This is a genomic window from Roseibium sp. FZY0029, assembly GCF_036350355.1.
GTDB lineage: Bacteria > Pseudomonadota > Alphaproteobacteria > Rhizobiales > Stappiaceae > Roseibium.
Map to the genome: position 1 here is coordinate 311056 of NZ_JAZDVZ010000003.1, position 13652 is coordinate 324707.

Annotated in this window: 13 protein-coding genes; 11 read left to right on the top strand and 2 right to left on the bottom strand. The window is 59.3% G+C overall.

Features of this window, described 5'->3' with window-relative positions; genetic code table 11:
• The first annotated feature begins 58 nt into the window (after positions 1-58).
• The 8 genes from plsY (at position 59) to rpmG (ending at position 9152) form a co-directional block, all read left to right on the top strand.
• Positions 59-724: a glycerol-3-phosphate 1-O-acyltransferase PlsY gene (plsY, locus tag V1T76_RS09800; protein ID WP_330560486.1), complete on the top strand. Its 666-nt coding sequence runs from the start codon at positions 59-61 to the stop codon at positions 722-724.
• A complete protein-coding gene (dprA, locus tag V1T76_RS09805; protein WP_330560487.1) occupies positions 721-1857 on the top strand; it encodes a DNA-processing protein DprA in 1137 nt (378 codons plus the stop codon). Before plsY ends, dprA begins: the two co-directional genes overlap by 4 nt.
• A gap of 188 nt (positions 1858-2045) precedes the next feature.
• On the top strand, positions 2046-4724 hold the full coding sequence (topA, locus tag V1T76_RS09810; protein WP_330560488.1) for a type I DNA topoisomerase: 2679 nt from the start codon (positions 2046-2048) through the stop codon (positions 4722-4724).
• A 62-nt stretch (positions 4725-4786) separates the two neighbouring features.
• Positions 4787-7039, top strand: coding sequence for a ribonuclease R (gene rnr, locus V1T76_RS09815; protein ID WP_330560811.1), 2253 nt, complete (start codon positions 4787-4789; stop codon positions 7037-7039).
• On the top strand, positions 7036-7506 hold the full coding sequence (locus V1T76_RS09820; RefSeq protein WP_330560489.1) for a DUF983 domain-containing protein: 471 nt from the start codon (positions 7036-7038) through the stop codon (positions 7504-7506). Before rnr ends, V1T76_RS09820 begins: the two co-directional genes overlap by 4 nt.
• The gene (locus V1T76_RS09825) at positions 7503-8249 is read left to right on the top strand and encodes an NUDIX hydrolase (RefSeq protein WP_330560490.1); all 747 of its coding nucleotides are present in this window, start codon (positions 7503-7505) and stop codon (positions 8247-8249) included. The genes V1T76_RS09820 and V1T76_RS09825 overlap by 4 nt, the downstream gene beginning before the upstream one ends.
• A 69-nt stretch (positions 8250-8318) precedes the next feature.
• Positions 8319-8828, top strand: a complete 510-nt coding sequence (locus V1T76_RS09830; protein WP_330560812.1) for an AAA family ATPase — start codon at positions 8319-8321, stop codon at positions 8826-8828.
• Positions 8829-8984: 156 nt separating this feature from the next.
• Positions 8985-9152: a 50S ribosomal protein L33 gene (gene rpmG, locus V1T76_RS09835; RefSeq protein ID WP_006934913.1), complete on the top strand. Its 168-nt coding sequence runs from the start codon at positions 8985-8987 to the stop codon at positions 9150-9152.
• Between the two features lie 601 nt (positions 9153-9753).
• Here rpmG and V1T76_RS09840 read toward each other — a convergent pair.
• A complete protein-coding gene (locus V1T76_RS09840; RefSeq protein ID WP_006934912.1) occupies positions 9754-10125 on the bottom strand; it encodes a response regulator in 372 nt (123 codons plus the stop codon).
• A 137-nt stretch (positions 10126-10262) separates the two neighbouring features.
• Here V1T76_RS09840 and V1T76_RS09845 point away from each other — a divergent pair, with 137 nt between their 5' ends.
• Genes V1T76_RS09845 through V1T76_RS09855 form a run of 3 tightly spaced genes read left to right on the top strand, consistent with a single transcriptional unit; the run spans position 10263 to position 12595 of the window.
• Positions 10263-10562: a DUF3572 domain-containing protein gene (locus tag V1T76_RS09845; RefSeq protein WP_040440051.1), complete on the top strand. Its 300-nt coding sequence runs from the start codon at positions 10263-10265 to the stop codon at positions 10560-10562.
• Positions 10555-11247, top strand: coding sequence for a hypothetical protein (locus V1T76_RS09850; protein WP_330560491.1), 693 nt, complete (start codon positions 10555-10557; stop codon positions 11245-11247). The genes V1T76_RS09845 and V1T76_RS09850 overlap by 8 nt, the downstream gene beginning before the upstream one ends.
• A gap of 31 nt (positions 11248-11278) precedes the next feature.
• Positions 11279-12595 carry a DNA polymerase IV gene (locus V1T76_RS09855; protein ID WP_442970112.1) on the top strand — a complete coding sequence of 439 codons (1317 nt, stop codon included), beginning with the start codon at positions 11279-11281 and terminating at the stop codon, positions 12593-12595.
• A gap of 45 nt (positions 12596-12640) precedes the next feature.
• On the opposite strand, the gene V1T76_RS09860 is transcribed toward V1T76_RS09855, so the two are convergent.
• On the bottom strand, positions 12641-13513 hold the full coding sequence (locus tag V1T76_RS09860) for a cell envelope integrity EipB family protein (protein ID WP_330560493.1): 873 nt from the start codon (positions 13511-13513) through the stop codon (positions 12641-12643).
• Positions 13514-13652 lie beyond the last annotated feature (139 nt).

Here is a 13652-nt window from a genome sequence, read left to right on the forward strand (position 1 = left end):
GGCCACCATGCCGTTACATTGCAGTGGCTATTTATTATGCACGTCACTGGAGTATCGCGTGCCAGAACCGATCAGCTGGGCTCTTGCCTGGCCCTACTATCTCGGCGCCCTCGCCTTCGGCTATCTGCTCGGTTCGATTCCCTTCGGCCTGTTGTTCACACGCATGGCCGGGCTGGGTGATATCCGCAATATCGGCTCGGGCAATATTGGCACCACCAACGTGCTGCGCACCGGGCGCAAATCGCTGGCCGCCGCTACCTTGCTTGGAGACGGCTTGAAGGGCACGGTTGCCGTTCTGGTCGTCAATCATTTCTACGGCCAGGAAATGGCCCTGATCGCCGGCCTTGGCGCGTTCCTCGGGCACCTCTTTCCTGTCTGGCTGAAGTTCAGGGGCGGCAAGGGTGTTGCGACCTATCTCGGCATTCTGCTGGGCCTGTTCTGGCCAATGTTCCTTCTGGCTGCGGGCATCTGGATCGGCATGGCCTTCCTGTTCCGCTACTCCTCCCTGTCGGCACTGACGGCAACCTTGCTGACGCCGATCATTCTCTATTTCGTGTTCCATCAGGCGCAGATCGCACAAATGTTCGTGCTGCTGTCGGTTCTTCTGTGGGCCAAGCACCATGAGAACATCGGCAGGCTTATGCGCGGCGAAGAAAGCAAGATTGGCGCGAAATCAAAACCGTCGACTGAGGCTTCTGCCGCGACCGGTGACGAAAGCGCGTGAACCCCATCTCTGACAATCGACCGACCACCCTCTCCGAGGTGGAGCGCCTGGCCTGGCTGCGGCTGATCCGCTCGGAACACGTCGGCCCTGTCACATTCGCCGAACTTCTGAAACACGCAGGCACTGCCCAAAGAGCACTTGAACTGCTTCCCGATCTTGCCAGGCGCGGCGGCAAGGCGGGACGAATTTGTTCCCTTGAAGATGCCGAAGCCGAGCTGGACGCCCACAGACGGATAGGTGCCCGGCTCGTCGGGCTCAATGAACCCGACTATCCTCAGCACCTGCGGCACATCGATGGACCGCCACCGCTCCTGTCCGTCAAGGGTGGCCCAACCGCGTTGACCCGCGAGCGCATGATGGCCATCGTCGGGTCTCGCAACGCTTCGCTTTCGGGTAGAAAACTCGCCGCACGGTTTGCACATGGCCTTGGCGCCGAGGGCTTTTCCATTGTCTCCGGCCTTGCCCGCGGGATCGATGCTGCCGCCCATGAAGCCGCCTTGCAAACCGGGACCATCGCCGTCTTTGCCGGAGGTATCAATGTGCTCTATCCGCCGGAGCACGACCGGTTGCTCGCGGCCGTTCTTGAAACTGGCGGCGCTGTCATCAGCGAAATGCCCTTGGGCTGGAAACCCCGAAGCCGGGATTTTCCAAGGCGTAACCGGCTGATTTCTGGCCTCTCATTGGGCGTCATCGTCATTGAAGCTGCAAAGGCCTCCGGCTCGCTCCATACCGCTCGTTATGCACTTGAACAGAACAGGGACATCTTCGCAGTGCCCGGTTCTCCTCTCGATCCGCGATCTGAAGGTGCAAACGGGCTGATCCGGCAAGGCGCTACGCTTGTCTCGACCACCGACGATGTTCTGGAAGGCCTCGACGGCCGGCTGGCGCCCACCCTGCCGTTCGGCAGACAGTTCCGTGAAGACAGCGAAACCGCTCCGCTGCCCCCTGCCGACCCGGACGAAAAACTGCGCGAGCGCGTACTGGCCGCGCTGGGCCCCACGCCGGTGGATATGGACGAATTGATCCGCTTTGCAGATGGCGACGCACGATCCGTTCACGTCGTCCTTCTGGAACTCGAACTTGCCGGACGGCTGGAAAGACATCGCGGCAATAAAATCTCCGCTTTGATGTAAAGGTCCGAATTTCCTTGAATCTCAGTGGATAACCCGTATCTGGACCGAACCGCTTGACCCGGAAGGATCAAAGGTCCATTTGACAGGCGGCGCTTGATCCTTGATCGTCTGCGCCACTGAATTAGCACTCAGATCACCTTCTCCACCGGACGGGGGCTCCGTATCCGGCAAAAATTATTTGGGTAAGAATGAACGTCGTCATTGTGGAATCGCCGGCGAAAGCCAAGACGATCAACAAATATCTCGGTTCCGATTATACGGTTCTGGCTTCCTACGGCCATGTGCGAGATCTGCCGGCCAAGGATGGCTCGGTGCTGCCGGACGACAATTTCGCCATGAGCTGGCAAGTGGATGCGAAAGCACAGAAGCGGCTCAGCGAAATCGCAAGTGCGGTCAAGGATGCTGACCGCCTCATTCTCGCGACTGACCCCGACCGCGAAGGGGAAGCGATTTCGTGGCACGTTCTGGAAGTGCTGCAAAAAAAGAAGGTGCTGAAGGACAAGCAGGTTGAGCGCGTGGTTTTCAACGCGATCACCAAGAAAGCTATCCTGGAGGCGATGGACAATCCGCGCCAGCTGGATACGCCGCTGGTCGACGCCTATCTCGCCCGCCGGGCCCTTGATTACCTCGTCGGCTTCACCCTCTCTCCTGTTCTATGGCGCAAGCTGCCAGGTGCTCGTTCCGCAGGCCGCGTCCAGTCTGTCGCCCTGCGGCTGATCTGCGACCGGGAAATGGAGATCGAAACCTTCAAGCCGCAGGAATACTGGTCGATCTTCGCCAACATGAAGACACCGACCGGGGACATGTTCCAGGCTGGTGTGACCGGGTTCGACGGCAAGAAGATCGGCCGTCTCGACATCAACAATGAAGCGGAAGCCACCGCGATCAAGACCATGCTGGAAAGCGCCAGCTTCAAGGTCGATAGCGTCGCGTCAAAGCCCGCAAAGCGCAATCCGGCGGCACCATTCACCACCTCCACCTTGCAGCAGGAAGCCTCGCGCAAGCTCGGATTTTCGGCATCGCGCACCATGCAGGTGGCGCAGAAGCTGTATGAGGGGATTGCAATCGGCGGCGAGACCTCCGGTCTCATCACCTACATGCGTACCGACGGTGTTCAGATTGCCGGCGAAGCAATCGAGGCTGCCCGCTCCGTCATCGCCAAGGATTTCGGCGACAAATACGTTCCTGAAAAACCGCGCGTCTATACCTCAAAGGCAAAGAACGCCCAGGAGGCGCACGAAGCGATCCGGCCGACGGACCTTTCGCGCCATCCGAAGGATGTTGCCCGTTTCCTCGATCCGGACCAGGCCAAGCTATATGAGCTGATCTGGAAACGGACCATGGCATCGCAGATGGAATCGGCCATTCTGGAACGGACCACCATCGAAATCCTTGCTGATGGTTCCGGAAAGCGTGCCAATCTGCGGGCTACGGGCTCGGTTGTCCGGTTCGACGGTTTCCTTGCGCTTTATCAGGAAGGCCGTGACGACGAGGAAGACGAAAACTCCAAGCGTCTGCCGGCCGTCGATGAAGGCGCTGCCCTGACGGCGGCCTCGGTCGATGGAACCGCGCAGGCAATCGAAGCCTCGCAGCATTTCACGACCCCCCCGCCGCGCTACACCGAAGCCAGCCTCGTCAAGAAGATGGAAGAGCTCGGCATCGGCCGGCCGTCCACCTATGCCTCGACGCTGCAGACCCTCCGCGACCGCGACTATGTCGAACTCGACAAGAAGCAGCTTGTCCCGATGGACAAGGGCCGCATCGTCACGGCGTTCCTGGAAAGCTTCTTCCATCGGTACGTGGAGTTCGACTTCACCGCGAGCCTGGAAGAACAACTCGACAAGATTTCCGCCGGCGAGCTTTCCTGGCTCGAGGTGCTGCGCGATTTCTGGACCGGCTTTTCCGGTGCTGTCGACGAGATCAAGGACCTGCGCGTTGCGCATGTCATCGACGCCCTCAACGAGCTGCTCGGTCCGCATATTTTCCCGCCGAAGGAAGACGGTTCCGATCCGCGCAAGTGTCCGTCCTGCGACACCGGCCAGCTTTCTCTCAAGGTCAGCCGTTGGGGGGCCTTTATCGGTTGCTCCAATTACCCGGAATGCGGCTTCACCCGGCAGCTTGGCAAACCGAGCGGCGAGGACGGCGAAGGTGACGACGGCCCGAAAGTTCTCGGCACAGACCCGGAAACCGGCCTTGACGTTTCCCTGCGCAAGGGTCGCTTCGGCCCTTACGTCCAGTTGGGCGAGGAAGCCAAGCCGAAACGGGCCTCCCTGCCCCGTGGCTGGTCCGCGCCGGACATGGACCTTGAAAAGGCGCTGCAGCTTCTGTCGCTGCCGCGCGAAGTCGGCCCGCATCCGGAAGACGGCAAGATGATCACGGCCGGGATCGGCCGTTACGGCCCGTTCGTGCTGCATGAAGGCACCTATGCGAACCTGTCCACCCCGGACGAGGTTTTTTCCGTCGGCATCAACCGTGCGGTCGATGCGCTGGCGCAGAAACGTGCCAAGGGCGGCGGCCGCGGCGGTGCGGCGGCTACACCGCTGAAGGAGCTTGGCGAGCATCCCTCCGAAGGCGGCCCGATCAATGTCTACGACGGTCGCTACGGGCCTTACGTCAAGCATGGCAAGGTCAACGCCACGCTGCCGAAGGATACCGACCCCAAAGCCGTGACGATGGAACAGGCACTGGAGCTGATCGCGGCGAAGGCCTCGAAGGGTGGCACCAAGAAGAAAGCGGCGGCGAAGAAACCGGCCGCGAAGAAAACAGCAACCAAAAAGACGGCCACCAAGAAGACGACGGCGAAGTCATCCGCAAAGGCCAAGGTTGATGCGTCGTCCGCTGAGGTGCCCTGGGATGATGCGAGTTGAGCGCAAAAAGAATTAACACGCGCAAGCACACCAATCGAAAACACACCAAGGTTCCGGGTGAAATGCCCTCTCGCGAGGATATTCTCGCGTTTGTTGCCGACAACCCGGGCCGCGCGGGCAAGCGCGAGATCGCCCGCCATTTCGGCATTATCGGCGGTGCCCGCATCCATCTGAAAAAGATGCTGAAGGACCTGACCGACGACGGCCTCATGGAAAAGCGCAACAAGCGCATGATCCGTCCGGGCGACCTGCCACCGGTTTTTGTGGCTAACCTGGTCGCGCGCGACAAGGACGGCGAGCTGATAGCAACCCCTGTCGACTGGGACGACGAGGCCGGCACCGCGCCAAAAATTCTTGTCCTGACCGGCAAGACCAAGGCGACGCAACCCGGCCTCGGTGACCGGGTACTCGTGCGCCTGACAGAGGCCGAGGGCAGCCCCGAAGCAGATCACGTTGCCCGCGTCATCCGGGTTCTGGAAAAACGCCAGGGGGCGATCCTCGGCATTCTGCGCAAGCGCGACGGCAGCCGCCCGCCCTATCTTGAACCAATCGACCGCAAGCAGCGGGAACTCGACATCGATCCGCGCGAGCTGAAGGACGCGGAAGACGGTGATCTTGTCAGCGTGCAGGTGACGCGCTCCGGCCGCTACGGCCATCCCGTCGCGTCGGTGGTCGAGCGCTTCGGCTCGATGAATTCGGAAAAGGCGGTTTCGGAGATAGCGCTGCAGTCGCACGGTATTCCGCATGTCTTCCCGGCAGCCGTCGAAGCGCAGGCCGAGAGTGCACAGCCGGTCGAGAAACTCGGCAAGCGCGAGGACTGGCGGCAGGTGCCGCTGATCACCATCGACCCGCCCGACGCCAAGGACCACGACGACGCCGTCTTCGCCGAAGCGGACGACGACCCGGCCAACGAAGGCGGCTACATCTGCTATGTGGCCATCGCGGACGTCGCTTATTACGTCACCCCCGGATCGCCCATGGACCGGGAAGCGAACCTGCGCGGGAACTCGGTCTATTTTCCCGACCGGGTCATCCCGATGCTGCCGGAACGGATATCCAACCAGCTGTGTTCGCTGAGAGAAAAGGAAGACAAACCGGCGCTTGGCGTGCGGATGATCTTCGACAAGACCGGTCGCAAAACTGGGCACACTTTCCACCGGGTGCTGATGCGCTCTGCGGCGAAACTCTCCTATCTGCAGGCCCAGAAGGCGATTGACGGCACGACGGACGAGAAGACCGAAACCCTTCTCGACGGCGTCCTGAAGCCGCTCTGGGCAGCTTATGAAGTGCTGAAGAAGGGACGCGAGGCGCGCGAACCACTGGAACTGGATCTGCCGGAACGCAAGATCAAGCTGAAACCGGACGGGACTGTTGATCATGTCTATGTGCCGGAGCGTCTCGACGCCCACAAGCTGATCGAAGAGTTCATGATCCAGGCGAACGTAGCGGCCGCGGAAACGCTGGAGCGGAAGAAAACGCCCCTGCTCTACCGCATCCACGATGCCTCGACGCCTGAGAAGCTTGAAAACCTGAAAGACTTCCTGTCGACACTCAACATCAAGCTGCCCTCTTCCGGGGGCCTGCGCCCGTCAGCCTTCAACGGCATTCTGGCCAAGGTGAAGGACACGCCCCAGGCTAACCTCGTCAACGAGGTGGTGTTGCGCAGCCAGGCCCAGGCGGAATACGCCCCGCATAACATCGGCCATTTCGGCTTGAACCTGAGACGCTATGCGCATTTCACGTCACCGATCCGCCGGTATGCCGATCTTATCGTTCACCGTGGGCTGATATCCGCGCTCGGCCTCGGCAACGACGGACTGCCGGAAGGCATCGAGACGAAGCTTGAGGCCATCGGCGCGGAGATCTCCGCCGCAGAACGGCGAGCCATGCTTGCAGAACGCGACACCATCGACCGTCTGATCGCCCTGTGGATGAGCGACCAGATCGGCGCGACCTTCCAGGGCAGGATTGCCGGGGTGGTCAAGTCCGGCATGTTCGTTCGCCTGTCAGAGACAGGTGCAGACGGCTTCGTGCCGGCCTCCACCATTGGCCTTGATTATTACCGCTATGACGAAGGGTCGCATGCGCTGATAGGTGACAAAACCGGCGAGACCTACCAACTTGGCGATCAAGTGGAGGTCCGGCTGGTGGAAGCAGCCCCCTTTGCCGGTGCGCTGACATTCGAGCTGCAAAGCCACGGCACCATTGCCGGCAAACGCATCCGGAAAGCCGCACCCAAGGTGCGGCGCGGTCCGCCAAGGGGCGGACGCGGCAAGACCTCACCGAAGAAACAGGGTCGAAGGAGGTCTTCGTGACGGTCCGCTATGAACTGCACGACAAACTGGAAAAGCCGGAAACGGTTTCAGAAAAGCCGCGGCGCAACGTTCTGCAGGCCATGCTGCGCGGGGCGGGCAACCGGTGCATGAACTGCGGCAAAGGCAAGCTGTTCGATGGCTTCCTTCAGCCCCATTATGCCTGCTCTGTCTGCGGTGAGGAGTTCCATCATCACCGGGCAGACGACGCCCCGCCCTATTTCACAATCACCATTGTCGGCCATATCATCGTTCCCGGCCTTCTGGCCGTGGAAGTGTTGTGGCACCCCGCGCTGTGGATCCATATGTCTCTGTGGGTGCCGCTGACGCTGATCCTGTCGCTTTCGCTTCTGCGACCGATCAAAGGCGCGCTGATAGGTCTGCAATGGGCGCTCTACATGCACGGTTTCGATCCGGATGCCGAAGACGACACGCCTCCCATCCCGGTGCCTTCCGAAAGGATCACATGAGCGGTTCGTTCGAAAAGCAACTGGCGAAAGACGAAAAAGCCGGGGATTACCCCTATATCCGTCCCAAGGACGCCGCAACGCTGCTCATTCTGGACCGTGACGATCAGGGCTCGGTCAAGCTTCTGATGGGCCGGCGCCACATGCGCCATGCTTTCATGCCGGGCAAGTTCGTGTTCCCGGGAGGCCGGGTGGATGTCGCCGATTCCCGCATCACCGACGTGCTTCCCTATCATCCGGATGTCGAGGCCAAGCTCACTCGCGACCTGAAAAATGCCAAATCGGCCGCGCGGGTTCGCGCGCTGGCGCTGGCGGCCATTCGGGAAACCTATGAAGAGGCCGGCCTGTTCATTGGTCGTCCGGCGCAAGGCAACGGCCTTCGCCTCGGTACCGGCTTCGAGGCTTTTGCCGAGCGCGGCATACAGCCGGACCTGGGCGGCCTGCGCATGATTGCTAGGGCCATCACCCCACCACAACGCCCGCGGCGCTTCGACACCCGTTTTCTGGCCGTCTGGGCCGATGCTATTGCCGACAGGTTGCCCTCAGGCACAGGGCCATCGGGCGAGCTGGAAGATTGTGCCTGGCTGACATTTGAAGAAGCACGGCAGAAAGACATGCCGATGATCACAAACAAGATCCTGACCGACCTGGAAAACAGGCTGGAGAAAGACCCCGACCTTTCTCCTGCTACTCCTGTCCCCTATTATTTCTTCCGCAAGGGCGGCTTCGTGAAGCAGGAGCTTTAAGGCCACCTGCGATCGACGCTTCGCCGGGCTTACGCGCACGAAGGCTTATTTCGAGAGATTCCCTTCCTGATTTCGCTTTCCGGCTTGCCCGGCGTCGGCAAGTCGACCATCGCCAAGACACTTTGCCAGCGCCTGCCCGCGTTTCTCCTGCGCGTCGATTCCGTTGAGACTGCGCTGAAGCGCAGCGCCCTGAACGTTCATGCTCCCGAAGATGCAGGATATCTCGCCCTTGCAGCCATCGCTGCCGGAAATCTGAAGCTTGGTCACAACGTCGTTGCCGATACAGTCAACCCGGTGGCCGAGTCCCGGCAAATGTGGGCGGACACCGCGCGGTCTACCGACGCAGCACTATTGAATGTTGAAATCATCTGTTCGGATGAGCATGAACACAGAAATCGCGTTGAAAGCAGAGCTTGTGAAATCGATGGGCAGACCCTGCCCCGCTGGTTTGAGGTTCAAGAACATGCATACGAACCCTGGACGGAACCTCGTCTTCAACTGGACAGCTTCAGTCTGACTGTGGACCGATCGGTCGAAGCAATAATGGAGGCTCTGACAGCCCTGCGGCAGAATGGCTGAGATGGCCTGAAAAGGTGGCCAGACCTTAGCAAGTGCTTGACTTTCGCGCTGCGATGAGTAGGTTGCGCGCTGATTTCAGACATTGGGGCAGATTCATCGCCAGCCATCTGGCCGCAAGAACTCTTTGCCCGACAACAGAGAACAGGATCCAAGGCCATGGCCAAGGCGACAACAATCAAGATCAAGCTCCTCTCCACGGCTGACACCGGCTTCTTCTATGTTACCAAGAAGAACTCCCGTACGATGACCGAGAAGATGGTCAAAAAGAAATACGACCCGATTGCAAAGAAGCACGTCGAGTTCAAGGAAACCAAGATCAAGTAAGATCCGGTTTCAGACGACTTTTCAAGAACCCGCCGGAAACGGCGGGTTTTTTTGATGTCTGACAGCAAGAATGGTTTGAGTTTTGCCGGGTCAGTTGAAAGTCGCGACTCATGCCAGGCAAAGTGATACTCGCCAATGGAAGGGCACGACGAAGCAGTTTCAGCATTGCTGCTGACGCTGCTTCACTGTTTTCACCAGAAAAATTAGTGGTCGGCGGGAACACGGCATTCGAGGAGGCCACTCATCGGCCGGTTCCCTGCCGACCTGCCCCACGGACCCAGGAGATGCGGCGGACCTGAGCACTCCGAGGGGAAACTGCAATGCCTGTTTTGACGCTGCTGCGTTCTTAACCACGTCATAGAGGCGATCAGGGAAAACCCTGACCTGCGGGTCACCCTACCTGAATGTTGCCTGATTGCAATATATTCCGCAAAATATGCACAGAAACAATGCCGTTTTAGTAAATCCGTAACCTTAATATGAAGAGCGCGTGAACACGAGGATTTGCGATTCGCGCGGTATATCCGCGGGTGGCAGAGCCATTCAACCGTGAAACCTTGAGGAAACCTTTGCCGGCAACGGCCCCTCGCCGGGCAGCCCGTTATGCTTCGCCGAGATATGCGCGCACTGTTTCCAGGAACTTTGCGACAGAGATCGGCTTGGAAATATAGGCTTCGCAGCCGCCCTGACGGATACGCTCCTCATCCCCCTTCATGGCAAAGGCCGTCACCGCTATCACCGGGATGGACGCGATATCCTCGTCTTCCTTGATCCACTTGGTGACCTCAAGCCCGGAAACTTCCGGAAGCTGAATATCCATCAGGATGAGATCGGGATGATGCTCACGGGCCAATTGCAACGCTTCGATGCCGGTCCGGGTCTGCAATGTATTATAGCCGTGCGCTTCGAGCAGATCATGAAACAGCTTCATGTTCAGCTCGTTGTCTTCGACGATCAACACGGATTTTGCCATATGTCCGGCCCTTTACCCGGCCACTTGCCGGTCCCATTTTATCTTCGCAGCACGTTTTCGTCCGCGGTAGAACCCTTCCCCGGTCCGCATTAAATTTCTTCTAACCCGGAATCGTTTCAGAAAGGCAAAAAAACACAATGAAAAATATACAGAGCAAGTCATTGTCCGTTGAAGAAGCACAAGGAATTGCCACTGAAGCCCTTCTGCAGCTCAGCCGGGATCCGGAACAGATCGGCAGGTTTCTGGCTTTTTCCGGGATTGGGCCGGAAATGATTCGAGAAGCGGCAGGTGAACCGGGCTTTCTGGCAGGCGTGCTCGAGTTCTACATGATGGACGAGGCGCTGCTGCTTGCCTTTTGTGAAAACGCCGGAATACGGCCGACAATGATGGCAGCCGCACGCTATGCGATCGCCGGTGGAGACGAAGATTATGCCTGAGCCGACGCAGGTACTGCCCGAGGTTCTGAGCCAGATCCATGCACTGCCTGTATCAAGCCGTCCCTTGATCATCTGCGATGTCGATGAAGTGATCCTGCATCTGATCGCGCATCTGGAAGACTATCTTCATGCGCGCGAGCTGGCTTTCCTGAAATACGAATACAGATTGACCGGCAACATCGGCCGCCAGGATGGTCAGCAGCCACTGTCGTCCGATGACGTTCGCAGGCTTCTTCTCGAGTTCTTTGATGAGGTGAGCCATTCTCAGGACATGGTGCCCGGTGCAGGCGACGCTCTGAACGCACTGGCAGCGGACTGGGACGTGATCCTGCTGACAAACCTGCCCGGTGGCCATAACAAGCCCGCGCGGGAAAAGCTGCTGGCCGGCCTTGGCATTGCCTTCCCCTTGCTGACGAATTCGGGTCCCAAGGGCGGCGCTGTTGCAGCCCTGTCGCGTGGTCGTCCGGAGCCGGTCGTCTTCATTGACGACAGTCCGACAAACCACGAGTCCGTGCACGCGACACTGCCGTCTGCTGTCCAGATCCAGTTCATTGCCGATGCCAGATTTCTGAACGCGACCGAAAAGGCCGACCATATTGACCTTCTGAGCGGCGATTGGCAGGAGACGGCCGCCTTTATCGGCGCTATTCTGCAGGGCTCAAGCCGAAACCATCAGAACGGCTGATTGCCCGTCCGCACCGCAGCCGATTGCCAGAATCGTGTCCCAACCCGCTCCGCCCTTACGTGCCCTTTGCCGAGACTGTGGCGCCCGCCCTGCCCCGTCGGCCGCGCGGTGCCCCCGTTGCGGCAGTCCGAGGCTGGTCAGGCATCCGGAACTCGACACACTGGCGATTGCCCATATCGATTGCGACGCCTTTTACGCCTCGATTGAAAAGCGCGATAATCCGGAGCTTCAGGACCAGCCCGTCATTGTTGGCGGCGGCCAGCGCGGAGTGGTTTCCACATGCTGCTATATTGCCCGCATCTACGGTGTGCGGTCCGCAATGCCCATGTTCAAGGCGCTTGAAGCTTGTCCCCAGGCGATCGTGATCAAGCCCAATATGGCGAAATACGCAAGCGTTGGAAAAGAGATCCGCGAACGTATGCGAGCGCTCACGCCACTTGTGGAGCCCCTGTCCATCGACGAAGCTTTTCTCGACCTGACGGGTACCGAGCGCCTGCACAGGAAGTCGCCCGCTGAAACACTCGCCGGCTTCATACGCGACCTTGAAACCGACATCGGCATATCGGCGTCCGTCGGCCTTGCCCCTAACAAGTTTCTGGCAAAACTTGCCTCCGATCTGGAAAAACCACGTGGCTTTTCCGTCATTGGCGCTGCAGAAGCTGAAGAGATTCTGGCCACCATGCCGGTGGGCCGCATATGGGGTGTCGGCAAGGTGTTCCAGAAGAAGCTGGAGAAAGACGGCATCCGCACCATCGGTCAGCTTCAGGAAATGGAAGCGACGGATCTCGCCCGTCGTTACGGCTCCATCGGATTGCGTCTTGCCCGCTTGTCGCACGGCGACGACAGCCGGGAGGTCACGCCTGAGCGTGGCGCGAAAAGCGTTTCTGCGGAAACCACGTTCTTCACGGACATCTCAAACGTCGACACCCTACGTCCCATCCTCAGAAACCTTGCGGAAAAGGTGTCGGCCCGGCTGAAGAAAGCCGATCTTTCTGGACGTGGCGTCACCCTGAAACTGAAAACCGCAGACTTCAAGACGATCACCCGTGCCCGGCATTTTTCCGATCCGACCCAACTCGCCGACAAGATCTATGCCGCGGGCGAAAGCCTTCTTCAAATCGAAGCCGATGGCCGCCGGTTCCGGCTTATAGGCATTGGGGTCAGCGATCTGGAAAATGCGGATCGGGCCGACCCCAGAGACCTGCTGGATCAGGCAGCGGAACGGCGGAAGAGTGCGGAACTGGCCGTGGACCGCCTGAGGGACAAATTCGGCAACTCGGCGGTGGAACTCGGCCTCACGCACGCGGCACGCGCAGCTAGGGAAGCCAAGAAAAATGGCGAGACCTGATCGGCTCGCCACTGATTTTTATTCTAAGCGAATAACCAGGCCCGGTTATTGCTGCGGGCACTCGGTTTCGTCGAAAAGCTCCAGCGACGCCATCTTGCCGTGAATGGTAAAATCACCGTAGTCGAGCTTCAGGTGACCGCTGATGCCGTTCTCATAGAGCCAGAAAGAAAGCTGATAGACCGGCAAAAGCTCTCCACTCGCATCCTCGGCCGTGGGATCGAAATAGGCAACCGTTACAGGCCAGTAGCTTTTGCCAGAGAGTGGCGCGTCGACATGGTCGGCATCGGTCGTTGCGTCGTTGACAGCCTTGGCACCGATCACCGTCGTCGTGGCATAAACCTTCTCTCCGGTCTCGGCGCCGTCATAGATATCGGCTGCAACAAAGTGCACACCCGCTTCGGCAGCCTGCAGGATCGCCAGAAGATGTTCCGTCGGAAACAGCACTTCCCGGCCAATCTCCAGCGACTTTTCCGCAGGTTCCTTCAATTCGACGGTGCGAACTTTCTTTCCGTTCCGCGCAGTCCCCCGGGTCGCCTCAACCAGTTTCTGGTCGACAAAGGTCTTGGAGAGGAACTGGTAGCTTTCGGCCCGGGGCTCTTCGAACGATGTGGTTTGCAGATCGGTGATCTGAGACCCACCGTCGGTGTCCTGGAATTCGGTGACAAAACGGAAATTGACGCTGTACCCCTCACAGGCGCTTCCGGAGAAATCATAGACCATGCGTCCGCTCAGACCGGCAATCCCGGCTTGCTCCTCGCTGTCTCCCAGGTTCATGTCGTAAACGGCACGATGGGGCACGAGCTTAAAGCCGGCAGCACCGCTCGCGTTGGCGCCGGCCAGGCCAGGCACCGCATAAGCGGCGACGGCAAGAACGATCGCACCAACGGTCGAGGACACTGACTTCGGAACGCATTGCATCAAAAAAACCTCATTCTTGTCCGGGTGGAAACGCCACCTGGACCGGTTCCACACATTATGCGGCAAACGGCACATTTCGCTACCGCGAATGTATGGCCCTGCCTCAAGCCCCGTTGGCCTGTTATTTCACAAATCGCGA

Excerpts from the sequence above, each read along its gene's own strand:
- topA (WP_330560488.1), top strand. The coding sequence starts at position 2,046 with ATGAACGTCGTCATTGTGGAATCGCCGGCGAAAGCCAAGACGATCAAC.
- rnr (WP_330560811.1), top strand. The coding sequence starts at position 4,787 with ATGCCCTCTCGCGAGGATATTCTCGCGTTTGTTGCCGACAACCCGGGC.
- V1T76_RS09825 (WP_330560490.1), top strand. The coding sequence starts at position 7,503 with ATGAGCGGTTCGTTCGAAAAGCAACTGGCGAAAGACGAAAAAGCCGGG.
- rpmG (WP_006934913.1), top strand. The coding sequence starts at position 8,985 with ATGGCCAAGGCGACAACAATCAAGATCAAGCTCCTCTCCACGGCTGAC.
- V1T76_RS09840 (WP_006934912.1), bottom strand. The coding sequence starts at position 10,125 with ATGGCAAAATCCGTGTTGATCGTCGAAGACAACGAGCTGAACATGAAG.
- V1T76_RS09845 (WP_040440051.1), top strand. The coding sequence starts at position 10,263 with ATGAAAAATATACAGAGCAAGTCATTGTCCGTTGAAGAAGCACAAGGA.
- V1T76_RS09850 (WP_330560491.1), top strand. The coding sequence starts at position 10,555 with ATGCCTGAGCCGACGCAGGTACTGCCCGAGGTTCTGAGCCAGATCCAT.
- V1T76_RS09860 (WP_330560493.1), bottom strand. The coding sequence starts at position 13,513 with ATGCAATGCGTTCCGAAGTCAGTGTCCTCGACCGTTGGTGCGATCGTT.